At 62.6% G+C, this 23,336-nt stretch carries 24 protein-coding genes; 3 read left to right on the forward strand and 21 right to left on the reverse strand.

Features of this window, described 5'->3' with window-relative positions; translation table 11 throughout:
• Nucleotides 1-35: 35 nt before the first annotated feature.
• The gene (locus tag E0E00_RS08705) at nucleotides 36-323 is read right to left on the reverse strand and encodes a KH domain-containing protein (RefSeq protein WP_242622206.1); all 288 of its coding nucleotides are present in this window, start codon (nucleotides 321-323) and stop codon (nucleotides 36-38) included.
• Nucleotides 324-335: 12 nt separating this feature from the next.
• Nucleotides 336-671, reverse strand: a complete 336-nt coding sequence (gene rpsP, locus E0E00_RS08710) for a 30S ribosomal protein S16 (RefSeq protein ID WP_130812139.1) — start codon at nucleotides 669-671, stop codon at nucleotides 336-338.
• 216 nt (nucleotides 672-887) lie between these two features.
• On the opposite strand from rpsP, the gene E0E00_RS08715 reads away from it, so the two are divergent.
• Genes E0E00_RS08715 through dinB form a run of 3 tightly spaced genes read left to right on the forward strand, consistent with a single transcriptional unit; the run spans nucleotide 888 to nucleotide 4,105 of the window.
• On the forward strand, nucleotides 888-1,565 hold the full coding sequence (locus E0E00_RS08715) for a response regulator transcription factor (RefSeq protein WP_130812140.1): 678 nt from the start codon (nucleotides 888-890) through the stop codon (nucleotides 1,563-1,565).
• Nucleotides 1,566-1,602: 37 nt separating this feature from the next.
• Nucleotides 1,603-2,832: a cell wall metabolism sensor histidine kinase WalK gene (locus E0E00_RS08720; protein WP_165443629.1), complete on the forward strand. Its 1,230-nt coding sequence runs from the start codon at nucleotides 1,603-1,605 to the stop codon at nucleotides 2,830-2,832.
• A gap of 7 nt (nucleotides 2,833-2,839) precedes the next feature.
• On the forward strand, nucleotides 2,840-4,105 hold the full coding sequence (gene dinB / locus E0E00_RS08725) for a DNA polymerase IV (protein ID WP_130812142.1): 1,266 nt from the start codon (nucleotides 2,840-2,842) through the stop codon (nucleotides 4,103-4,105).
• A 17-nt stretch (nucleotides 4,106-4,122) separates the two neighbouring features.
• Here dinB and rsfS read toward each other — a convergent pair whose 3' ends face one another.
• The 19 genes from rsfS to E0E00_RS08820 all read right to left on the reverse strand — a co-directional run bounded on the left by rsfS (nucleotide 4,123) and on the right by E0E00_RS08820 (nucleotide 23,279).
• The gene (gene rsfS / locus E0E00_RS08730; RefSeq protein ID WP_130812143.1) at nucleotides 4,123-4,521 is read right to left on the reverse strand and encodes a ribosome silencing factor; all 399 of its coding nucleotides are present in this window, start codon (nucleotides 4,519-4,521) and stop codon (nucleotides 4,123-4,125) included.
• Between the two features lie 12 nt (nucleotides 4,522-4,533).
• Complete coding sequence (yqeK, locus tag E0E00_RS08735) at nucleotides 4,534-5,184, reverse strand: bis(5'-nucleosyl)-tetraphosphatase (symmetrical) YqeK (protein WP_130812144.1); 651 nt, start codon at nucleotides 5,182-5,184, stop codon at nucleotides 4,534-4,536.
• A complete protein-coding gene (gene nadD / locus E0E00_RS08740; RefSeq protein WP_130812145.1) occupies nucleotides 5,181-5,888 on the reverse strand; it encodes a nicotinate-nucleotide adenylyltransferase in 708 nt (235 codons plus the stop codon). The genes yqeK and nadD overlap by 4 nt, the downstream gene beginning before the upstream one ends.
• Nucleotides 5,885-7,144 (reverse strand): glutamate-5-semialdehyde dehydrogenase, encoded by a 1,260-nt coding sequence (locus E0E00_RS08745; protein WP_130812146.1) that lies wholly within the window; start codon nucleotides 7,142-7,144, stop codon nucleotides 5,885-5,887. Before E0E00_RS08745 ends, nadD begins: the two co-directional genes overlap by 4 nt.
• 76 nt (nucleotides 7,145-7,220) lie before the next feature.
• Nucleotides 7,221-8,339, reverse strand: a complete 1,119-nt coding sequence (gene proB, locus E0E00_RS08750) for a glutamate 5-kinase (protein WP_130812147.1) — start codon at nucleotides 8,337-8,339, stop codon at nucleotides 7,221-7,223.
• Nucleotides 8,339-9,730 (reverse strand): GTPase ObgE, encoded by a 1,392-nt coding sequence (obgE, locus tag E0E00_RS08755; protein WP_130812148.1) that lies wholly within the window; start codon nucleotides 9,728-9,730, stop codon nucleotides 8,339-8,341. The genes proB and obgE overlap by 1 nt, the downstream gene beginning before the upstream one ends.
• A gap of 126 nt (nucleotides 9,731-9,856) precedes the next feature.
• A complete protein-coding gene (gene rpmA / locus E0E00_RS08760) occupies nucleotides 9,857-10,105 on the reverse strand; it encodes a 50S ribosomal protein L27 (RefSeq protein ID WP_130812149.1) in 249 nt (82 codons plus the stop codon).
• A 41-nt stretch (nucleotides 10,106-10,146) separates the two neighbouring features.
• Nucleotides 10,147-10,458 (reverse strand): 50S ribosomal protein L21, encoded by a 312-nt coding sequence (gene rplU / locus E0E00_RS08765; protein ID WP_130812150.1) that lies wholly within the window; start codon nucleotides 10,456-10,458, stop codon nucleotides 10,147-10,149.
• A 188-nt stretch (nucleotides 10,459-10,646) separates the two neighbouring features.
• The gene (locus E0E00_RS08770) at nucleotides 10,647-11,354 is read right to left on the reverse strand and encodes a TIGR03936 family radical SAM-associated protein (protein WP_130812151.1); all 708 of its coding nucleotides are present in this window, start codon (nucleotides 11,352-11,354) and stop codon (nucleotides 10,647-10,649) included.
• Nucleotides 11,351-13,228: a TIGR03960 family B12-binding radical SAM protein gene (locus E0E00_RS08775; RefSeq protein ID WP_130812152.1), complete on the reverse strand. Its 1,878-nt coding sequence runs from the start codon at nucleotides 13,226-13,228 to the stop codon at nucleotides 11,351-11,353. Before E0E00_RS08775 ends, E0E00_RS08770 begins: the two co-directional genes overlap by 4 nt.
• 2 nt (nucleotides 13,229-13,230) lie before the next feature.
• The gene (locus E0E00_RS08780) at nucleotides 13,231-14,238 is read right to left on the reverse strand and encodes a DUF697 domain-containing protein (protein ID WP_130812153.1); all 1,008 of its coding nucleotides are present in this window, start codon (nucleotides 14,236-14,238) and stop codon (nucleotides 13,231-13,233) included.
• Between the two features lie 24 nt (nucleotides 14,239-14,262).
• Nucleotides 14,263-15,480, reverse strand: coding sequence for an FtsW/RodA/SpoVE family cell cycle protein (locus E0E00_RS08785; protein WP_130812154.1), 1,218 nt, complete (start codon nucleotides 15,478-15,480; stop codon nucleotides 14,263-14,265).
• Between the two features lie 11 nt (nucleotides 15,481-15,491).
• The gene (mrdA, locus tag E0E00_RS08790) at nucleotides 15,492-17,525 is read right to left on the reverse strand and encodes a penicillin-binding protein 2 (protein ID WP_130812155.1); all 2,034 of its coding nucleotides are present in this window, start codon (nucleotides 17,523-17,525) and stop codon (nucleotides 15,492-15,494) included.
• Between the two features lie 9 nt (nucleotides 17,526-17,534).
• Nucleotides 17,535-18,095 carry a rod shape-determining protein MreD gene (mreD, locus tag E0E00_RS08795; RefSeq protein WP_130812156.1) on the reverse strand — a complete coding sequence of 187 codons (561 nt, stop codon included), beginning with the start codon at nucleotides 18,093-18,095 and terminating at the stop codon, nucleotides 17,535-17,537.
• A gap of 15 nt (nucleotides 18,096-18,110) precedes the next feature.
• The gene (gene mreC / locus E0E00_RS08800; RefSeq protein ID WP_130812157.1) at nucleotides 18,111-19,124 is read right to left on the reverse strand and encodes a rod shape-determining protein MreC; all 1,014 of its coding nucleotides are present in this window, start codon (nucleotides 19,122-19,124) and stop codon (nucleotides 18,111-18,113) included.
• A gap of 2 nt (nucleotides 19,125-19,126) precedes the next feature.
• Nucleotides 19,127-20,170, reverse strand: a complete 1,044-nt coding sequence (locus E0E00_RS08805) for a rod shape-determining protein (protein WP_032111833.1) — start codon at nucleotides 20,168-20,170, stop codon at nucleotides 19,127-19,129.
• A gap of 59 nt (nucleotides 20,171-20,229) precedes the next feature.
• Nucleotides 20,230-21,576: a tetratricopeptide repeat protein gene (locus E0E00_RS08810; RefSeq protein ID WP_130812158.1), complete on the reverse strand. Its 1,347-nt coding sequence runs from the start codon at nucleotides 21,574-21,576 to the stop codon at nucleotides 20,230-20,232.
• Nucleotides 21,577-21,608: 32 nt separating this feature from the next.
• Nucleotides 21,609-22,103 (reverse strand): peptidylprolyl isomerase, encoded by a 495-nt coding sequence (locus E0E00_RS08815; protein ID WP_130812159.1) that lies wholly within the window; start codon nucleotides 22,101-22,103, stop codon nucleotides 21,609-21,611.
• 129 nt (nucleotides 22,104-22,232) lie between these two features.
• Entirely contained in the window at nucleotides 22,233-23,279 is a 1,047-nt protein-coding gene (locus E0E00_RS08820; protein ID WP_130812160.1) for a zinc ribbon domain-containing protein, read from the reverse strand.
• Between the last annotated feature and the right edge of the window lie 57 nt (nucleotides 23,280-23,336).

Here is a 23,336-nt window from a genome sequence, read left to right on the forward strand (position 1 = left end):
CGGGCTATGACTCTGTAGCGATCCCGCAAGGTTGCCTAGCCTACGACCTCGACCTCGACAGAAGTCCCCACGCGCTGCCCCAGGGCACGCGCGAGGGTACGGATGGCTTTGATGGTACGGCCCTTACGGCCGATGACCCTGCCGGCATCCGCCTCGGCGCAGGTGACCTCGATGAGCGCACCCTCGTCGCCGTCGGTCACGTCAAGTGACACGGCGCCCTCATTGTCAACGAGACCGCAGACGATGTACTCGACGAGGTCGGCGACCTTGTCAGAGGGAATCTCCTGCTCCTCGTTGACCTCGTCGTTCATGGTGTCATCCATTGTGGAACGCCCCTACTCGGCAGCGGCCTCAGCAGCCTCCTCGGCTGCCATGGCAGCCTTGGCAGCGGCCTTCTTGGAGATCTTGGTCTTCTTCTCGACGACGGGCTGACCGTTGCGGACAACGTCGATGAGGTGAGAGACGGAGTTGGTTGGCTGAGCACCCTTGGTGATCCAGGCGTCGACCTTCTCGAGGTCGATCTCGATGGTCTTGGGGTTGGTCAGGGGGTTGTAGCGACCCACCTGCTCGATGTAACGGCCATCGCGAGGCATGCGGCTGTCCGCAACGACGATGCGATAGTACGGGCGCTTCTTGGCACCGTGACGGGCCAGACGAATCTTAACTGCCAATGAAAACTCCTCCATACGAGCGGTGCCCTGGTGTGGTGTCATGGCTGCACCGCATAGCCACATAGCAACAAGACATTCTACGCCCACGTGGCATGTGCGCAAGTTGCAGATTTTGTGAACCAAGGGTCAACGAGCTGTATCAGCTTTGAATTTAAGCGGGATTTAAGTCTCACAACGTACGATTATGCAGGCAAGGCACAAGTGAAGGAGGACCCCATGAACGTTCTCGTTGTCGAAGATGAGCGAAACCTCGCCGACGCCATTGTCCGTATCCTCTCCGATGCGGGCTACAACGCCGAGGCTGTCTACGATGGCACGTCTGGCCTGTCAAGCGCAAAGAGCGGCCTTTATGACGCAATCATCCTTGATGTGATGCTGCCTGGCATGAACGGCTACGACGTGGTGCACGAGCTCCGTCGTGCAGACATCTCGACGCCAGTCCTCATGCTTACGGCACTCAACTCCACCGAGGACAAGGTCGAGGGCCTTGATGCCGGTGCCGATGACTACATGACGAAGCCCTTCGAGGCCCAGGAGCTCCTCGCCCGCCTGAGGGCAGTCACTCGCCGTAAGGGCGAGGTCATGATTGACGAGATCAAGTTTGCCGACCTCACGCTGGACCTCACGACGCACGACCTCTCTTGCGGAGACAAGAGGATCCACCTCTCGGGTAAGGAGTTCGAGCTCATGCGCATGCTCATGAGCGCCTCCTCGCGCGTCATTTCGAAGCAGGACCTCCTCACGAGGGTCTGGGGTGCCGATGCGGAGGCCTCGGAGAACTCCGTTGAGGCCTACGTCTCCTTCCTGCGCAAGAAGCTCAACCACGTTGGCTCCAAGGTCCAGATCACCACGCTCAGGATGCTTGGCTACAGGCTGGAGCTCTTCGAGGACTAGCGACGGGGCCTGCCGGGCGGTTAGGGGGATGCTAGGGATGCTTCAGAAGCTTCGCAGGGAGTTCGTGGTCATCACCATGGCGCTCGTAGGCCTGGTGCTTGTGGTTGCGCTCGGTTCCACGCTGGTGAGCGGCTACATCAACCAGACAAACATGGTCAACACAGCGCTCACCCGCGGACTCACGGGCGACCTTGACTTTACGCCGCATTTTGGGGAGCCCGATGGCGACAAGGACTCGCATGGGACCAACTTGCTCACGCTCTCCGCCGACGTCTCAACCGACGGCACGATAATCGCCAAGAGTTCCTACTACATCGACCCCGACATCCTCACGCAAATCATCTCCGAGGTGCTTTCGTCGAGCGAGGACTCTGGCCACAACCCCCAGCTTCGCCTCTCGTGGATGCGCGCCCAAAACAGTACGGGATGGCGCATCTCGATCGTTGACACGCAGTATGTGGAATCCTCGCTCGCCAGGCAGACCATGACCGACGTCGTCATTGTCCTCGTCTCCATGGTCGTGCTCTTCCTCATTGTCTGGGTGCTCTCGGCGTGGATCTTAAAGCCAATCCAGAAGTCGTGGGAATCTCAGCGACGCTTTGTCTCGGACGCGTCGCACGAGCTCAAGACGCCCTTGGCGGTAATCCTTGCAAACACGCAGATATTGCTCGACGACCCACGCATGCCGCCAGACACAAGGACATGGGTCGAGAGCACCAATGACGAAGCGACCCACATGAAGGCGCTTGTCGAGGACCTGCTCACGCTTGCGCGCACCGACGAGGCCCAGGCAGACGGGGCAAAGCGCGTCCTGGCTCTCGAGAATATCGACTTCTCGGAGGTCGTGGACGAGTGCGCCATCGAGTTCGATGCCGTGGCGTATGAGCGCGGCAGCTCCATCGAGAAGGACATCGAGCCCAACATCTATCTGCAGGGAGACCGTACGCAGCTCGCACGTGCCGTGCGCACCCTCATCGACAATGCGACCAAGTACGCCATCAAAGGCACTGTCGTCAATGTGCAGCTCAGGAAGGCCGACAAGCACGCGGTGCTTACGGTAAACAACGCGAGCGCCCCGATGGGCCCCGATGACCACGAGCACATCTTCGACCGCTTCTATCGCTCGGACAAGGCGCGCAGCCGCGAGGAGACCGGCGGCTTTGGGCTGGGGCTTGCCATCTGCAAGGGAATCATTGACGCTCACGGCGGCTCCATCAAGGCCACAAGCACCGTTGAGAAGGGCACCACGTTCACGGTCACCCTATAATCGGGGCATGGACGAGCATTCACATGACATTCTCGAGTGGGACGGTCCGGCCATAGGCCTCATGGACCTCGATGCCTTCTTTGCCTCGGTCGAGCAGCTCGACCATCCGGAGTGGCGAGGGCTGCCTGTGATAGTTGGCGGCTCGGCAGACCACCGCGGCGTGGTCTCCACGGCATCCTACGAGGCGAGACGCTATGGCGTCCACTCGGCCATGCCATCAGCCCAGGCTAGAAGGCTCTGCCCCAACGCCATCTGGACGCACGGCAACTTCACGCGCTATCGCGAGGTGAGCGCGGCCGTGATGGGCATCCTCTCCGCCGAGACCCCACGCGTCGAGCAGGTCTCCATCGATGAGGCATTCTTCGACGTGACGCCAGGGCGCTTCTCGCGCGAGAGCCCCCTCGAGATTTGCCGCCGCATCCAGGCACGCGTTTCCGTTCTTGGCGTGAGCTGCTCCATTGGCCTTGGCATCAACAAGACGGTCGCAAAAATTGCTTCCGATAGGGACAAGCCACGCGGGCTTACCGTGGTCTTTCCTGGTACGGAAGAAGCGTTTCTCGCCCCACTGCCCGTAAGCACCATGAGCGGCGTTGGCCCAGCCACCGAAAAACGCCTGGCGGCCATGGGAATCCAGGTGCTTGGCGACCTTGCGAAGGCGAGCCCGGTTAAGCTCGAGCGCACATTTGGCGTCATGGGTCCTCGTATGGCAGTAAGGGCAGCCGGGCTCGAGCGGAGCGTTGTGGCCGAACGTGCTAAGCCCGAGGAGGCCAAGTCCGTCTCGAACGAGCGGACCTTCGACCACGACCTCACGACGGGGGACGAGGTGCGTGCGGCCATACTCCACATCTCGTCGATGACGGGAAGGCGCCTGCGAAGGCGTGGGCTCACAGGCGGGACGGTCACGCTCAAGCTCCGCTACGCCGACCTCCACGTGCGCACAACACAGCGGCAGCTCTCCTCGCCAACCAATGACGAGCACGTCTTTGGCCCCGTCGCCGTAAGACTTCTGGAGGGGCTCTGGCAGGAGGGTACGCCCGTGCGCCTCGTGGGCGTGGGAATCTCTGACTTCTCTGGGGCCCACGGGCAGCAGATGGGGCTCTTCGACGAGGCTGCAGCCGAAGAAGACGGCCATGCCCACGACCACGCAGCCCTCTCGCAGCTCACAGACGCCCTACGCGACCGCTTTGGCGATGACGCGGTGAGCTATGGGCGAGACCTGCGCTTCAAGGATCGCACCACGGGTACGGCCCCCATGGGGAAAAACGACGACTGAGCGTGAGACAGGCCGTCCTACTCAGCGGCCTCTGCTGCCTCGCCCGTGTTGTCTGCGGCATCTCCAAAATCCATTTCGACCTCGGGGGCATCTCCCCAGAGCTTCTCCAGGCGATAGAAGTCACGGGTCTCGGGCTTGAAGACGTGCACAACGACGCTGCCAAAGTCGATGAGAACCCAGTTCCTGCCCTCGCGCCCCTCAGTCGAGACTGCCATGGCGCCGCAATTGGTGCGAACCTTCTCGCGAATCTCGTCGACAATGGCGTCAGACTGGGGGTTGCTCGTGGCAGAGCAGATCACAAAATAGTCGCAGACGTCCGTCTTGGCCGTAAGATCGAGAACAACGATGTCCTGTGCCTTCTTGGAGTCTGCCGCCATGCTGGCGACGCGTGCAATTTCATACGGTGTTACCGACATGTCTCTCTCCCGTTAAGCGCCACTGCCAGCCCTGGCGGCGGCGAGCTTGTTGTATGTATCGATGGTACCCGGCCAGAGGTACCGTGAGCCTTTGAGCACGTAGATAATGCCGCCAACAAAAGAATCCCAGAAGAGGTCCGGAAGAGCCACCTTGCCCACAAGTGCGCGCGTCTCCTCGATTCCAGGGCTCTTTTGTCTTAGGGGCTCAATGCCATCCGCCACAAAGAGCACCATGTCGAGCGGGCTCATCTCCGGAGCGGCGGTCGTGTGGACCTCGATGGCATGCCAGACCTCGGAAGGGACTTCGGGGTAGCGCACGGGCAGGTCCCGGGCCGCAACAATGCCGTGGAGCAGGGGCACAACCAGGACAGGGTCGACGCCCATGTCGACGCCGAGCTCGCGGGCACGAGCAAGGACCTGCTCGGACGTAAGGGCCTTATCCCAGTCATGGAGAGTCCCTGCCAGCCTGGCCTCGAACGGATCGGCCCCATAGGCCAAAGCCAGCCCCTCGGCACATGACGCAACCGAGAGCGAGTGCGCAAGGCGATGCTTCTTGCGTTCGAGCTGGATTGCAAGATCGGCCTCCAGACGAGCGATGAGAGACCGCTGGGCCTCGCTGTAGTCAGGCTCACGATGGTGTACGACCTCTTCGTACCCCGTCACGCAACCACCTCCGAGGTGTGGCCGTAGCGGTTGGTTGCGGTCCCATAGAGGCCGCGTTTGTGGAGGTATCCCGTCACGGGATCTGGCGTGAGGTAGCGAAGGCTCTGACCCGCCCTGACGCGGTCGCGCAGGTGGCTTGAGGAGATGGCCAGGGCGGGAACGGAGAGGTACGTCACGTCAAAGCTCAGGCCCGAGGCGTCGATGGCATCCCAGGCACGGTCGAGGTCATAGCCCGGCCGCGTCGCCGCAACCAGATGCGCGAGGCGGGCGATGTCGGCAGTGTCACGCCACCTGACTATCTCGGTGATGGCATCCGCTCCGGTGATGAAGTAGAACTCGACGTTTTCCGGGTAAAACTCGCGAAGGAGACGCAGGGTGTCCGCCGTGTAGGTGACGCCCTCACGATCGATCTCGAAGCGCGAGGCAACGAAGTGCGGATTGTCGGCCGTTGCAAGAAGCGTCATGGCATAGCGGTCCTCGCCCGAGCTCACGCTGCGGTCCTGCTTGAAGGCAGGCTTTCCCGCAGGCATGAAGACCACCAGGTCAAGCGCAAGATCGTCGAAGGCCTGCTCGGCCGCCACAAGGTGCCCGTTGTGGATGGGGTCAAAGGTGCCGCCCATGATACCCAGGCGATAGATGCGGCCATCGTCTGTTCCGAGCACCGGAAGGTCGCGCTCCCTCAGGGTTCCCACGTCGACGCTCATCGTACCTGACCATCCCCTCGCACGACGTACTTGGTGGTGGTGAGAGCCGAGGCACCCATGGGGCCACGGGCATGCAGCTTCTGGGTGGAGATGCCAATCTCGCCACCCAGACCAAAGACGCCCCCGTCCGTGAAGCGCGTGGACGCGTTAGCATAGACCACCGCAGCGTCAACGCCTGCGAGAAACGCCTCGCAGGCATCGTAGGAGTCGCTCACAATGGCCTCGGAGTGGCCGGTGCCGTAGCGGTTGATGTGGGCGATGGCCTCGGCCACGTCCTGGACGCACTTGACGCTCATCTTGAGGTCGAGGTACTCCCTACCCCAGTCGTCCTCGGCCGCCTTGCCCATGGGAACCTCGCAGCCAGCGGCGATCTTGCACGCAAGAGCATCGCCCACAAGCTCCACGCCACGCTCGTCAAGCGCCACAAGGACAGGCGGCAGCAGCCTCTCGGCGGCGCAGGCATCGACGAGAAGCGACTCGGCAGCGTTGCAGACGCCAGGCCTTGAGCACTTGGCGTTGACAACAATGCCTACGGCCTTCTCAGCGTTGGCTTCGCCGTGAAGGTAGATGTGGCAGTTGCCGATGCCCGTCTCGATTACGGGAACCGTGGCGTTCTCCACGCAGTAGCGGATGAGTGAGGCGCCACCGCGCGGGATGAGGACGTCTACGAGTCCCGTGGCGTGGACAAGCTCCGAGGTCTGGGTGTGCTCGGCATCATCTTCGACGTACTGGATGGCGTCGGCAGGAAGCCCCGCATCTACAAGGGCGTCACGACAGCAGGCAGCAAGTGCCATGCAGGACTCGCGAGCTGCAGCGCCGCCCTTAAGGACGCAGGCGTTGCCCGTGCGAACGCATAGCCCAAAGGCATCGGCCGTGACGTTGGGCCTTGCCTCGTAGATCATGGCGACCACGCCCATGGGAACCGATATGCGCTCAACACGCACACCCGAGTCGAGCGTGCGCCCCCAGCTCACACGACCCAGGGGGTCCTCCTGACGCGACATCTCCTCGAGGGAAGACGAGATGGCCTCAAGTCGGTCGGCGTCCAGCAGGAGCCTGTCAAGCAGGGGGGCAGGCATGCCTGCCTTGCGGGAGCGCTCCATATCCCTGGCGTTGGCCGAGGCGATAGCATCGTTTCGTTCGCGGATGAGCCGCGCCGCAGCACGAATGGCAGCGGACCTCTTGGCGGCGGAGGCTTGCCCAAGCGTGTGCGAGGCCTCTCTTGCGAGCTCCGCCTTTGTTCGAGCCTCTGACATTGGGTAGCTCCCTTCCGAGCCATGGCAGTTATCGATATCGTACCAGCACGGGGCCGGTCATCGCATGCGGCAAATGCTAGAAGACGAGCAGCTCGTCGCGATGCACTGCGGGCTGCGCGGCCTCCGGACCCAGGAAGCGGGCAATGACATCGAGCTTGAGGCCCCTCACGCGCGACATGTCCTCGGAGGAGTAACGCACGGCACCCCGGCCGAGGAGCGTTCCCGAGAGGTCGCACACGTCCACCACGTCGCCCGCGACATACGCACCACGGGTCTCGAAGACGCCAACGGGAAGGACGGAGGCGCCTCGCTCTGTAACAGCCCGAGCCGCCCCGTCGTCAAGAACGAGGGTGCCGCGCACGACCTCGGCAAGGCCTATCCAAAGCTTGCGCCCGAGTTCGTGCGACGCCTCCTTGGTGCCAGCCTCAAAACGCGTACCCACCCCCGTGCCGTGAACGGCGTCGAGAAGGGCCCTGTCGTTTCTCCCGCGGCAGATGACCATGGGGATGCCGGCTGCGAGCATGGCACGACCAGCACGCACCTTGGAGGCCATGCCACCCGTGCCATAGCTGGTGCCCGCGCCTCCGGCCATTGACGAGACGCGCCCGTCTACCTCGCACACGCGCTCGACGAGCTTGGCCGTGGAGTCTGTCTGCGGGTTTGCGGTATAAAGGCCGCCGACGTCCGACAGGACCACATAGAGGTCAGCCGAGACAAGGCCGGCCACGATGGCACCGAGCATGTCGTTGTCACCAAAGGCGAACTCGGCAACGGAGACGGTATCGTTCTCGTTGACCACGGGCATGGCGCCAAGCTCGACGAGGCGCATGAGGGTGTTGCGCGCGTTGAGGTAGGCTTCTCGGTCGACAACGTCACGCCTCGTGAGAAGAACCTGGCCGCAGGGGATGCCGCGCTCGGCGAGAACGTCTGCGTAGGCCTCGGTGAGCTTTGCCTGCCCAGCAGCTGCGCACGCCTGCAGCGTCACGGTGTCTGTGGGCCTCTCGGCCAGGCCGAGCTCCTCTCGTCCTGCCGCTGCGGCGCCTGAGGAGACAAGGACGACCTGCGTCCCCTCGCGGGCAAGCTCGACCACCTGGTCGCAGAGTGAGCGGATGAAGCCGCGGTCGAGAGCACCCGTCTCATCCACAAGGGTGGACGAGCCGACCTTAGCGACTACGAGCGAGGGGGCCTGCGACATCAGTCGTCACCCCCGTCATCACGCACGTCGGGCTCGCCCTCGACAAGCTCGGCAAAGTCATCCTCGGCGGACTCGCCCTCATACGTGAAGGCAAGATCGAGGATGCGCACCTCGTCTCCGGGCCTGCAGCCGGCTTTCCCAAGGCGGTCATCAAGGCCAGACCGGTCAAAGCGATGCTGCAGGTACGCCACGGCCTCATCGTTGTCCCAATCGGTCTGGATGGCCATGCGCTCGATGGCCGCGCCGCTCACGCGCCAGGCATTCGGGCCCTCGCGAGTAATGGAGATGGTGCGGTCTCTCTTCTGGCGGCGGCGCTCCCATCGTGCAGACGCCTCGACAGCCTCGCCCGTGGGCGCAGGCATCTCGGTACGGAGCTTTGCCACGGCATCCGCAGTTGCGCTCACCATGGCATCGATGCCCTCACCGGTTACCGCAGAGATTGCATAGAAGGGGTGCCCATCGGCCACGGCAGCCTCGCGAAGGGCGCACGCGGCATCCTCGGTACCCGGCATGTCGCACTTGTTGGCGATCACGATCTGCGGGCGCTCCGCAAGCTCGGACGCGTAGGCGGCAAGCTCGGCGTTGATGGTGTGGTAGTCGTCAACGGCCCCTCGCCCCTCAAAGCCTCCCGTCACGTCAACGACATGCAGGATGAGGGCCGTGCGTTCGATATGGCGCAGGAACTCGTGACCGAGTCCCTTGCCCCCTGATGCACCCTCGATAAGGCCAGGAACGTCGGCGCAGACAAATGAGCGTCCGTCACGGGCACGGGCTACGCCAAGGTTAGGGACAAGCGTGGTGAAGGGGTACTCGGCAATCTTGGGCCGAGCGGCTGAGATGCGAGCGATGATCGAGCTCTTCCCCACCGAAGGCATGCCCACAAGGGCTGCGTCGGCCATGAGCTTCATCTCGAGCTCGATCCAGTGCTCCTGAGCGGGCTCGCCCTTTTCGGCAAACGCAGGCGCACGGCGCACCGGCGTCACGAAATGGGTGTTGCCAAGGCCACCCATGCCACCTGGCGCCACGACCACATGCTCGCCCGGACGCGTAAGATCGGCAATTTGGTAGACCGGCTTTTGCGTGAAGGGATCAAGCTCACGCACAACCGTGCCCAAGGGGACGTGCAGGATGAGGTCGGCACCGTCTTTGCCATGCATGCGCTTGCCCTGGCCGTGGATGCCCCTCTCGGCCTTGAAGTGGTGCTTGTAGCGATAGTCGATGAGAGACGAAAGCTGTGGGTCCGCCTCGACGATGACGTCTCCGCCATGCCCTCCGTCACCGCCGTCGGGCCCGCCCTTGGGAACGTGCGCCTCGCGGCGGAACGACATGCAGCCGGCACCGCCGTCGCCGCCTTTTACGTTTATGTGACACAGGTCTGTGAATGTGACCATGCTTTTCCTCCTAAGCCACTCCCGATAGTACGGCAACTCGCAGGGGGACGTGTGAGAGGTGCCCATATAAAACAGGCCCCGCCGAAGCGGGGCCCAGTCTGCCCTATAGCCCTATAGTATGCGCCGCTATTCGGTGACGACGTTGACGACGTGCTTCCTGCCCTTCTTGAACTGCACGACGCCATCGGCGAGAGCGAAGAGGGTGTCATCCTTGCCACGGCCAACGTTGTTGCCGGGGGTGATGTGGGTGCCGCGCTGCCGAACGATAATCTGACCGGTCTTGATGGCCTGACCGCCGTAGATCTTCACGCCAAGGCGCTGCGCGTGGGAGTCACGGCCGTTGCGGGACGAGCCGAGGCCTTTCTTGTGTGCCATAAGTGCTACCTGCCTAACTGAAGTGGACGGAGTGGTTGAGGCTACGCGGTTGGGAGTTCGGAGATCCTCAGCTTGGTGAGGTTCTGACGGTGACCCTTGGTGCGGTGGTAGCGCTTGCGCTTCTTGAACTTGAAGACGAGGAGCTTCTCGCCCTTGTGCTGGTCGACGACCTCGGCGGTGACCTTCTTGTCCTCGAGGGCGGCAGGGTCAGCGATGGTCTTCTCGCCGTCGTTCAGAAGGAGAACGTCGAGCTGGACCGAATCGCCAGGCTGCGCGTCGAGCTTCTCGACGTCGAGGACGTCGCCCTTGGCGACCTTATACTGCTTGCCACCAGTTGCTACGATTGCGTACATGTGTGTAACCCTTCATTGCTGGCGTGAGTGCAACAGTAAGCTATCTTACTAGCCGCGCGGGAAACCGTCAACGAAAGATTGCCTTGACCTGCGGTGCCGCAAGGGAAACCGAATCGGGAACCATGGCCTGGCGCTTTTCCGCACAACCTTAGCAAGTCTAGCCTGCTTGCTGCCCTTGGCAAAAGCCGCTACATTGGCTCCACAAGACTCCCATCTTCGGCCTCGTGCCACTGCCCAAGCCTGCAAACCGAGATGGCGGGCATGGAGAACCCAGCCTCCCGTGCTGCCTCGGAGATGAGAATGGCAGGCCTAAGCGACCCCTCCTCAGTGGAGCGACAATCCAAGAGAAAGCCGTTCGAGCTTGGACGGGCCTCGACCGAGACGAGCGTGCGCGTGAGGTCCACGCGCTTCTCCTTCTCGCCGCGCAGATAGGTGAAGCTCCCCCTTGCTCGCACGGCACCGATGCCCCATGCCAGCGCATCGGTGCTTGTCTCGTCAATCACAGTGACGCTCCACAGAGATCGCGTGAGCCACACCTCAAGGGCAGGCAGCCCATAGGGAACGTACGCCGAGGCAATGGGCGCCAAAAGACTGGGGCTCGATGCGGCAAGCTCCTCCAATACCTCCTCGGGATCGAGCCCCTCAGTGAGGAAGAGGTCGAAATACTCCCCCATCGAGGCCGCACCCACGGGGAGCGCCTGCGAGAACTGCAGGCGCATGCGACGCGCAAAGCCATTCCCCACCGCAAAGGGCAGCTGCGAGCGCCTAACGCTCCTGTTGATGGTGTTGATGACCTCGAGGTGGCCGAGATGTGCCAGGCGACCGTCCTTGCGATACCTCACGCGGAGGCGGTGCTGGTTGAGCCTGCTGTTGGTGATGGCGGCGGTGTTGATCATGCGCGCTTGCCCCACACGACGTTGCCGACGCCAAGCGTTGGGCACACGCCACAGCCGACGCAGGATTCGCGGGTGCAGTCCGGCGTGGTAACGCCCTGGGCGGCGCGGCGCCACTCGCGCTGCAGGAAGCCCTTCGAGACGCCGGGAGAGGTGTGGTCCCATGGGAGCCGCGCGTCGAGAGGAAATCCCTCCGAGGCAATGGAAGGCAGGTCGTAGCCCAGATCGGCCGCGGCGGCCTCCCAGTTCTCGTAGTGGAATTCGCTCGTCCACGCATCAAAGCGGCAGCCGTGGCGCCAGGCGGCCATCACAAGGTCGAAGCCGGCGCGCCCCATCTTCGAGAGAGCCCCCTCGACAAGTGAGGTTCTAGGGTCGTGGTAGGAGATCTTCGCGTCGTGGTCGGTGTTTGCCCCCAGAAGAAGCCGTGCGCGACGCTCCACCTCGGCCACTTCGAGCTGCCCCGCCCACTGGAAGGGCGTGTAGGCCTTGGGCACAAATACCGCGACAGACGCCGACACCTGCACCTTGCTCTTCTTGCCGCGCCCTACAACCCGATGCCCAATCTCGAGCACGCGGTGCACGGCGGCGGGAATGGCGAGGATGTCTTCGTCCGTCTCGGTGGGGAGACCCATCATGAAGTAGAGCTTGACGCGACGCCAGCCGTTCTCGAAGGCGTTGGTCGCAGCTCGCTCGAGGTCCCCCTCGGTCACGTTCTTGTTGATCACGTCGCGGAGGCGCTGCGTGCCCGCCTCGGGCGCGAACGTGAGGCCACCTCGCCTGGAGCCGGAGACCGCGTTTGCCATCTCCACCCCAAAGGAGTCCAGACGCTGCGAGGGGATGGAGACCCTAATGCCCCGGCCCGAGAGCTGCCGGTCAAGCTCGTGCAGCATGGGGGCGCACTGGGAGTGGTCTGTGGTCGAGAGCGACGTGAGCGAGAGCTCGTCATAGCCCGTCTCGGCAAGGCCGTGCCTGCCTGCTTCCACAACTTGCTCCATGGGCCTCTCGCGCACGGGACGATAGGTCATGCCTGCCTGGCAGAAACGGCACCCGCGGGCACACCCGCGCAGCACCTCGATGGCAAGACGGTCCTGAACGATGCCCATATAGGGAACGATGCGCTCGGCGCAGGCCGGCATAGACGAAAGGTCCGCCACGCAGCGCTTGACGACAACCGCAGGTGCGTCGGTACCAGGCTTGGGAACCGCATAGCCCCACCTGGTTGACGTCTCGTCAATAACTATGTCGTATAGGGCGGGGACGTAGACGCCCTGGATCTGCGAGAGCGCCAGGAGGATGCCTTCGCGAGAAGACCCGGCGGCACGACCGTCTCGCACGCATGCGGCCATCTCGACGATGGCATCCTCGCCGTCTCCGAGAAGGATGGCATCGAACATGGGGGCGAGGGGTTCCGCATTCCACACGGAGGGCCCGCCTGCGATGACGATTGCGTCATCCTCGGTGCGCTCGTCTGCGCGAACCGGAATGCCTGCAAGGTCAAGCGTCTCGACGATGTTTGTGACAACCAGCTCGTGGGCCAGCGTAAAGCCCACAAGGTCGAAGGAGGCCACCGGCGCCGCAGACTCAAGCGCCAGCAGCGGTACGCGTCGCTCGCGCATAAGGTCTGCCATGTCATGCCACGGGAGGTAGCACCTCTCGCAGGAGATGCCCTCCGCCGCATTGAGGGCATCGTAGAGGATGGCGATGCCGAGGTTTGGCTGGCCAACCTCATAGGCGTCAGGGTAGATAAGGCAGGCGTGGAAGGGACCGGGTTGGTCCTCGATGGCACCCCACTCGTGATCTAAGTAGCGCGAGGGCTTCTCGACCAGGGGCAGCAGGGGCTCAATGAGTCTGAAGAGGTCCTCTCGGGCTTGGCGCAAGGCTACTCACCCCTGGCTACGGAGCCGTCGGGACAAATGATGACGTAGGTGGGTGCGGAGGAACAAGAAGCACGCCTTGGTTGCGCTGCGCCCCCCTCGGCCTTGCCCGGCTCCCCCACCTTCTTGGGCAACTCAAGGTGGCGCGCCGGCACCTGGCGTGATATTTCCTCACCGTGTGGGCGAACCGAGCCATCCTCGAAGTCAAAGCGAACTTGCAGAACACGTCCGGTAACCATGGTGCCGGCATAGCCCATGGCCCCCTTGAAGGCCCAGCCGAGTCCCGGAACAAGGTTCGAGGCAGCGCGGGCGAGCGCACGGTAGCCAAAGCCGGCGCCCACAACCCCCACCAGCTCAAGCGCACGGGAGAGGTCAAGGCCACGCCCATAGGCAACGGCAACGTCGAGGGCAAGCTTTGCCTGGTTGGCGGTCATGACGACCATGTCGGAACCGGGAATAAGCGTCACGGCACCCACGGCGGCGTTCTCCATGGCGCAATGCCTCACCAGGTTGTCGACCTCGGCGGGCCGGCAGAAGGGGAAATTGGCGGCAAGGGCCAGGCCCTTGCCCGTGGCCTTCACGAGCCACGTGCCAAGCCTCGGGACAAGGTCGCGGGCATCGGCGCTCGCGAGCACCTCTACAAAGGGAGCAGTCTCGTCGGGAAGATTGAGGTCGGGGACTTCAAGCACAGATTCGGCCACAAGGGCAACGGGGACGCCACGCCGTGCGGCATCGCGGGCAAGGGCAGCCTCAGCACCGCCCTGGCTGCCACAGACGACAATGACAGCGTCAGGGGCCATACCGTCGGGCGCGGGAGCGTCAACGGGACGGACGTCCACGATGCCGGATGCCCCACGGGCAACAAGCGCCTCCTTGATGGCGAGGACAAGTCCTCGAGGCGCCGCCGAAGAGATGCGCACCCAGAGGCGCACCACCTGAGAGCCACCTTCCTGGGCTTCCTTGCCCGCTCCGACGACCTCGAAGACCTTTCCCCATGGAAACTTGCGCGCCATGTTCCTCCTTATGAGCAGCAGCCGCTACGCGGACTTCTGCCGGTGTCTCCACACAGACTGTACCATCCCCACGGCCATGAGCTGCGCAATCATCGAGGTGGCACCATAGCTGACAAACGGAAGCGGGATGCCTGTGATGGGCATGATGCCCATGCACATGCCGACCTCCTCGAGCACCTGGAATGTCCACATTGCAGCGCATCCCACGCACACGAGCTTACCGAACATCGACTCGCAGCGCATGGCAAGAAGTACCGTCGAGAAGATCATCCAGGCAAAGAGGCCGAGCAGCGCGACGCCGCCCACAAAGCCAAACTCCTCGGCAAGTAGCGCAAAGACGAAGTCCGTCTGCGCCTCGGGGAGGAATCCGTTGCCTGCCTGCGTGGCACCGCCAATGCCCTTGCCGAGAAGCCCGCCGGAGCCCACGGCGATCTTTGCCTGTTGGAGGTTGTAACCGTTATTGGTCGGGTCGACCGATGGGTCCACAAAGACGATCAGGCGATTGAGCTGATATGTCTTCAGGAGGTGCGGGAACCCATCAAGCATGGACGTAATGATGATGACGGCAGACCCCGCGACGATAAGTGCGATGGTCATCAGCACCCAGCTGCGCTTTGCTCCCGAGCAGATGATAATGGCGGCACCAAACACCAGGACGACAAGGCCGGTGCCGAGGTCTGGCTGAAGCAGGATCAGCGCGAACGGCACAAGCAGGATGGCACACAGGCGAACGTAGTCGCGGAGTGACTCGATTCTGCCGTTGTACTGGGCGCCAAGCGCAGCCATGAGGTAGATGACCACAAGCTTCGCAAGCTCGGAAGGCTGGAAGGTGACGCCAATGCCGGGAATCTTGACCCAGCCCGTGATGCCCTTGGCGGAGTAGCTCAGGCCTGGAATCTTTGGCGCAATCATGAGCGCGCACGCGATAATGAAGAGCGCGCGCGTCATGCCCTGGAGGTTTCTGTAGTCATGGCGCCACATGAGCACGGCACCCACAAGCCCCATGGCAATGCCCACCAGATGCCGCGGGAAGCTTGCCTCGGCAATGGTGAGCGAGGCGGACCAAATCACGACCACACCGTAGACAACGAGCAGAAGCGCAGGTATGAGCTGAGAGAGGTACAGACCGTCTAGCGCCTTGCCAATACGACCCGAACCCGAGGAGGCAGACCTCGAGGAGCCACGGTTGAGGTGATTGCTCGCCGAGTTGAGAAGTCCCTGCCGTCTTTCCATTTCTGCCATAGGTGCACCCCCTATCGGTCGACGTTCGTCGTGTCATATGGCTGGTCGTCTGGCTGGCCATAGATAGCGCCGATGATGTCTCGCACGATGTACATGCCAGAGGAGGCACCGGAGAGTACGCGGTCAACGTTGGCTCCAACCACATACTTGGGATTCTCCGCTGGCACAAAGGCCATGAACCAGCCAACGGGCTCACCCACGGACGTCTGCTCGGCCGTACCCGTCTTGCCACGCACGGAAACGTCGAGGTTGGTCCAGTGGGCAGCCTGGGTGACAGACTCTTGATATACGACACCCGAGAGGCCCTCGTCCACGATGTCAAGGTTGGCGGAATCCTCGTCGGCGTTGATGATGACCTCGGGGCTGTAGTCGATGACCGTGCCAGATCCCGTACCGCTCTTGACGCTCTTGAGCACGTGCGGCTTGTAGATGGGCCCCCGGTTGGCGATGCCGGCATAAGCGTCGACCATCTGCATGCATGTCACAAGCAGGTCGCCCTGGCCGATGGCAAGGTTGCAGTTGTCACCGCCCTGCCACGTGCGCTGCTCGTCGGTGGCACTTGACCAGTAGCTCCACTTCCACTCGGCGTCCGGCACGCGGCCTTGCGCCTCGCTGGGCAGGTCAATGCCCGTAAGGGAGCCAAGTCCGAACTTCCTGAAGGTCTCCTGCATCCCCTCGGGGTTGTTCTGGTCGTAGTAGAAACCCTTGCCTATCTCATAGAAGACGACGTCGCAGGAGTAGGTGATGCCGGTGACGAGGTTCATCTCGCCGTGCCCCGTCGTCCACCAGCACTTCATTGGGTAATCGTCTCCAAACCCCGTCCACCAGCCCGTGCAGTACCACGAGGAGCTGGCGGTGGCAATGCCGTTGCTCAGGGCGGCGAGCGTGGTGAGGGACTTGATGATGGAACCCGATGGATACTGGCCGGCTATGGCACGGTTCATGAGCGGGTAGTTCGATGCCTCAGACTGGAGCGTCTCCCAGTCGCTTGTCGAGATGCCGCCAACAAAGACGCTCGGGTTATAGGTGGGATAGCTCGCCATGGCGATCACCTCGCCATTTGTGCAGTCGATGGCAACGGCGCACGCACCCATAGCGGAGTAGCCGGCCTTCTTCTGGTACTCAACTACCTTGACAATCGACTCCTCGGCCGCCTGCTGGATATCCGCATCCAGCGTGAGAATGACGTCCGACCCACTCCTGGGCTCCACATAAGTCGAGTAATCAAGGACGTTACCATCAGCGTCAACGTAAACGGTCTGCTCGCCCGCAACGCCCTGAAGCACGCTCTCATACTCGAGCTCCACGCCCGACTGACCCACCGTATCGCCAGAGCTGTAGTGCACGGCACCTTCGTCGGAGGAATCCGTAGAGTTGAGCTGTTCGGATGTTACGGTGCCAGTATAGCCGACAACGTGTGCCGCAAGAGACCCGTAGGGATAGGAACGCTGCGTGCGCTGGTCCACCGAAACTCCCGGGAATACCGTGGGATGCTCACCGAGGAATGCCACGACCCTTCGTGAGACGTCGACAGACACGGGACGCAGGCTCTGGGCGCCGGCAGAGGAGTCTTCGACCTTGCGCTTGACGGCAAGGGCCGGCATGCCAATGAGGTTGCCGATGAGCGTGACCTCTATGTCGTCATCTGCCACGTCTGCCTCAGCAAGGACCGTAAGGCTCGATCGGTTGGCAACGATCTCCCTCCCGTTTCGGTCAAGGATGCGCCCGCGCGGCGCGGGGACGGAAACGGTACGCGTGCGGTTTGACTCTGCCTGCTGGGTGTACTCGTCGGAGGAGAGGAGCTGCATCGACCAGAGTTTGCCGAGAAGCACCGTGAAGATGCCGCCAGTGACGACCGCCTGGCCCACGAGGCGCCCCTGTGTGGTTGTCTCGGCCGAGGTGTCCGATCCTCCGGATGCCTTGGGACCGTTGCCACCGATATCAAATTTGAAGTTGGCCTCAGAGCGCCCAAACACGAGGAACACCGCAATGAGCACCGCCGCCACAGCGACACAGAGGATGATGATAATGATCGTAAGGTTCATGGCGCGACCCTAGAGGCCCCTGGTACTGAGATGCGCGCCGCCACGACCGCGCCTACCCATGGAGAGGCCCGGCCTGCCACCTCCAAAGCGCGAATAGAACCAGGCAAAGGGCAGAAAGGCGACGATGGTGAGCAGCGCTGTGGGAAGCATACGCAAAAGCAGGACGTCAAGCAGGGAGGATGACTGTCCGACCATGAGCATGGCCAGGTGGTAGATGAGAGACACCACAAGTGCGGCAATCGAGAACTCCACGACGCAGGCACCAAACTCCCCTGCCATGCGGTTTCTTCCATCCTGGCCCATCAGGTAGGCGGCAACGGCACAGCACCCCGCCATGAGGCCCACCGGACCCGTGGTAGAAAGGTCAAAGACGAGACCTGCGGCAAAGCCGGCAAGAACACCATTTCTCCCACCAGCATTGAACGCGACACACGCGGTAAAGACGAGGGCGAAGTTCGCGCACCCATTACCAAGAGCAATGTTGGGAGCGAGGGCAAGCTGGAGCACCAAGCACACAAGGACGAGGATGAGAGCGCCTCGCCGGTCCCTGTTCTTATCAGCCACCTGCACGGCGAACCCTCCTTCCTAGTTGCCGGTGGTCGTCGTTGTGGACGACGTTGTCGAGGTCGTGCCGTCTGACGTGGTCGAGCCAGCGCTTTCGGTATCGGCCGTGGTTGCAGCACTCGCCGAGGTCTCCTGGACGTCTGCAGACGCAACATCTTCGGATGTTGCTATCTGGGAATCCGTGAGCGACGTGATGACAAGGACCTCCTCGGCATTCTCCATGTGCGCGTAGGGCTCAACGACGATCGTGTAGTACATCGAGCCGGGGTTCTTCTCGACGCTCGTTACCTTGCCCAGAGGGAGTCCCTTGGGGAAGACGCCTCCCAGGCCGCTTGTGACCACAATGTCCCCGACCTCGACCGTCTGGTCGGTGCGAATCATATCGAGGCGGACCTCCCCTGCCGCAGACCCATCGAGCATGCCTTGGGCCCTGCTCGACTGAACCATGGCAGAGATGCTCGAAGACTCATCGGTCATGAGAAGGACCGTGGATGATGTGGCCCCGCATTGGACGATCTGCCCGATGACGCCAGACGACGAGGTCACAGGCATCCCGACGGAGAGCCCGGAGCTGGTGCCCTTGTCGATGGTGACCGTCGACGACCACGAATCGCTGGACCCCGAGATGATATGGGCAGCGGTCGACTGGAGGTCGTATGTGCTCTGGAGGTTGAGAAGCCCCTGCAGGCGAGTTGCCGTCTGCTCGGCCTCTTCGAGCTCGGCGTTCCTAGTGCGCAGTTCGTCGTTTTCGGCCTGGAGCTCCGAGAGCGTCGCCTGGTCTGCAGTGAGGTTGGAGAAGATGTTGCCCAGGCCCTGGAAGGGCATCGATATGGCAGACCCTGCCAGCCTCACCGGCGCGGTGATGGTCTGGAATCCGCCACGCACAACGCCAAGCGGGCCGCTCTCCCCCGTGCGAACGCCAATGGTGAAGAGGACGACCGAGATGATGAGGCACACCACGAGCTCGCGCCCACCCGTACCCTGGTTGTTGTTGCCCAGCCCCGACGTAGGGACCCTGTTGCCTCTGCGCGGCACGCCTACTGTCCCGTACTCTGGACGAAGCCACCGGAAAGCGCATTTGCCTCAAGGACCTTAGCACAACCGGTAACGACGTTTTCGAGAGCCGTGGGGCTCACGTTGACAGGCACGCCGGTCTCCTCGCGAAGCCGCTGGTCAAGGCCGCGGAGAAGGCCTCCGCCACCGGTGAGCAGAATGCCGTAGAACATGAGGTCAGACGCAAGGTCTGGCGGCGTTACATCGAGAGCGTCCTTGACGGCCTTCGTGACCTCGTCGAGGGGGCGATCAAGGGCGCGGCGAATCTCCTCGCTCTCGATGCGAACCGTCTTGGGCAGGCCGCTCATGACGTCACGGCCATTGACCTCAACGTCGAGCTCCTCGGCCAGGGGTGCGGCGGAGCCAACCTTGATCTTGATGTCCTCAGCGGTGCGCTCGCCGATGGAGAGGTTGTAGGCGTCACGAACGTGCTCGAGGATGGTCTGGTCAAACTCGTCACCGGCGGTACGGATCGACTGCGAGACGACGATGCCGCCCATGGAAATGACGGCGACCTCGGTGGTACCGCCACCAATGTCAACGACCATCGAACCCGTTGGGTCCTCGATGGGAAGGTCCGCGCCAATGGCGGCGGCCATGGGCTCCTCGATGAGGTATGCCTGACGAGCGCCCGCCTGGATGGTCGCCTCGAAGACAGCGCGCTTCTCGACGGACGTGACGCCAGATGGAACGCACACAACAACACGAGGGCGAGGGGACCAGGGGTAGCGACGCTCTCGGGCCTTCTCGATGAAGTACCTGAGCATGACCTCGGTGACATCGAAGTCGGCAATGACACCGTCCTTGAGCGGACGCTCGGCAATGATGGAGCCAGGGGTGCGGCCTATCATGCGCTTTGCATCGGCGCCAACGGCAAGGACACGGCTCTCGCTCTTGTCGATGGCAACAACGGAGGGCTCGTTGATGACGATGCCCTGGCCTCGCACGGCTACGAGCGTGTTGGCGGTGCCCAGGTCAATAGCCAGGTCGCCACCGTATTCGCCAAACAGTGAGTCGAAGATCGACATAGCTTCCATATCCCGTCTGCACGCCAAGGCTGGCATGCGTTGCATGGTGCAGAGAGTGACTAGCCCTGGGTCGAGGTGCCCGTGGTCGTTCCAGTGGTGGTCGTCGTGGTGGTCATGGTCGAAGCCGCAGACGCAACGTCGCTCGTTACATTGGTGACCTTCCAAGAGATGCCATCACGCACGAGAGAAACGGTGTAGGTCTGGCTCTCCCCGCTTGGGAGGGAGGCCGTGACCGTAACCGTGGACTCGGTCATGCTCCTGTCAACCTCGGTGGACTTGATGGTTGCTCCAGAGGGCACCGTGGCCTCGATGGCCCCGGCATCAGAGGCAGGCACCGAGGCGGCCAAGAAGCTCCCCAGATCCGTACCGGAGGTCTTGGCATCAAAGAGCTGCTCGACCACGGCCTCCTGGGTAGGCCAACCGTAGCCGCGATAGTATGCGTAGCCTGCAGCGCCAAGCGCAACCACCAAGAGGATGAGAATCGCGATGAAGACCTTGAGACCGCGGTGGTTGTGCTTGCGGCGGATCTTGCGCTCCTTCTTGTCCTGCTCGACAAGGTCCTCCTCGGAGACCGAGAAGAAGCCCGTGTCATCGGCAGAGGGCATAAGCTCGCCCGAGGCACCCGTCGGGTCGAGAGGGTCATATTCCCCGCCATATCCGGCTGCAGCCAGGAGCGCATCGGTATCAGATGGGCGCTTCTTGCCGGTGATGGCAGCCATAGCCTTGCGTGCCGCGTCATAAGACGCCTGGGCCTCGGGAGAAAGCGCGAGCGTGCCGTCGGCGGTGGCGTGGTCGAAGGCATCGACTGCCTCGGACATGCGGTTGGCGGCCACGTAGGCCAGGCCAAGGTCGCAATAGATCTGGTTCTGACTCTGGAGAGGAGCCGAGAAATCAAGCGCGGTGCGGTATGCCTCAACGGCATCGACCGGACGCCCGAGCTGTATGAAGCAGCTGCCAAGGTCGCACAGCGCAGACGACGGGTTGGGGTTCGACTCGTCAATGGCGGCGTTTCGATAGGCAATGCCCGCGTTGCGAGGGTCGCCAAGACGCTCGTAGGCGGTACCAAGGGCCATGTGAGCCTTGTAGGGTGTAGCGTAGGAAGCGTCAGACAGCGCCTGAGCAAGCGCCGTGACCGCCTCTGCGGGGCGTCCCGCAGCGAGAAGTGCCCGGCCACGGTTACACGAGAGAGGTCCTATCTTACCGTACGCAGCGTCGCGCAGCGCGCTCTCGTATGCCGCAGCCGCAGACTCGTACTGACCAAGCTTCATATAGCAGTTGCCCACGAGGTGGTCGACAGCCCCAGAGACCTCTCCAGGGTTCTTGGCCTGGGAGAGCCTGTCGACCGCGGTGAGCCAGTCACCCTGCTGATAGGCGGACTTGCCTGCTTCGTATGCCTGCTGATTCACGTGAGACCCCCTCGCTTCGACACCGGCAAAAGCTATGCGCGGTGTTCGATGGTAATCGAGTTGATAGTGTCACCCTTGCGTAGGGCGGCAATGGTGTCGAGACCCTCGACGGTCTGCCCGAACACGGTATAGCCATTATCCAGGAAATGCTGGGGGCCGAGGCAGAAGTAGAACTGAGAGCCGGCAGAGTTGGGGTCAGATGCACGCGCCATGGCAAGCGCACCGTCCTCGTGGCTGTTATGCGGGTTGGTGGTGTACTCCTCGTGGATGCGATATCCAGGACCGCCGGTGCCGTTGCCTGCTGGGTCGCCACCCTGAATCACAAAGGCGGGCTCATAACGGTGAAACGTGAGGCCATCGTAGAAGCCCTTCTCGGCAAGCTCGCAGAAGTTGGCTACGTGAATGGGGGCACCCTCGCCGTCAAGACGCACCACGACAGTGCCCCTGCTAGTATCGAACACTGCAACCTCGTCGCCCCTTACCTCGTACTTTGGGGTATAGAGTGGTGTGGAACCAAAGAGACCCATGTCCCCTCCAAAGCGTCCGCGCGCGGCGCCCACGCGGCACCGGCAGAGTCGTGCAATCATCTATCTATACGATAGTACCAGCAAGCAGCGGCCTGCACGCAATCGCCAGACGCCGATGATGACTTGCGGCTACTGCTCTGCCGGCTTCCACGATTTGTAATTCTCGTCAAAAAGCGTCTTGTAGCTGTCGGTGCCAGAGGAATAGCCAATCTTCTTGAGCGGTGCCATGGTCTTCTCCTCTGAGGCCATGGTGGCCGAGACCTCCCATGCCTCGCAGATGGCATCGGAACGGTTCCGCAGCCAGTTGCCCAGCGTAGCCATGTTGGCAATGTCGCTTGCATAGGTGCCATTGCCATCGTCGAGCGAGGAGATGTCGTCGATGAGGTTCGAGAGCGCGATGGCGGTCTGCTCGGCCGTCTCCTTTCCCTGCTCGCGCTCCGAGGAAGTGCCGCTCACGCCGACAGACACAAGGTCAGAGACGCTCTGGTCAAGCTCATCGGCATAAGTCCCCAGCTTGTCATAGTCATCACTGATTGCCTGGTAGACCGAGACGGTCCCAGAGCCAGAGTCCGTCGCGGCACCGTCGCTGGAACCATCGCTTGAGCCATCCGTTGAGTCGGACGATCCATCCTGGCCGGTAAGCGAGGAAATATAGCCTGGGTAGCCCGCCATTGAGGTATCGGCATCCGTCTGTGCGTGTGTTACATAGAGACTGGGGTCCCAAGGGTGCGTAATCCAGAGGGCCGTGCCCCCAGCCAACGCAATGGCAGCAACGGCCGCCACCATGAGCACGCGCGTGCGTGGCATGCGGTCATGGCGCACGGTTGCAGACTCCGGACTGGCCTCGGAGGGAATGGCGCTCTCGATGCGAGGTATGGCACGAGTGGAATCTGCCCCTCCCCCAGGGGCGTCTCCCCCATCTTGGTCGCTTGCCCCCTCGATGGTAGGGATGCCCAGGTCACGAACCGCGCGACCGGTCTTCGAACGAGCGGGGGCACCCAGGGGGGCACCGCACTTGGGACATGAGTGCGCCTCGGGTGGAACGAGCGCCCCACAGGTGGGACACCACACAACCTTAGTTACAGGAATTCTCTGCGTAAGGCCAAGATCGTAGTGACAGACAGAACAGGTGGCAGCACCCGCAGGCACCTCCGCACCACAGTTTGGACACCTCATGCGCAACCCTCCCGTCTGACTCTTACCCACCGAAGCCCGCCTAGGCGCACATTCTCC

This window comes from Olsenella sp. Marseille-P4559 (assembly GCF_900605015.1).
Lineage (GTDB): Bacteria > Actinomycetota > Coriobacteriia > Coriobacteriales > Atopobiaceae > Tractidigestivibacter.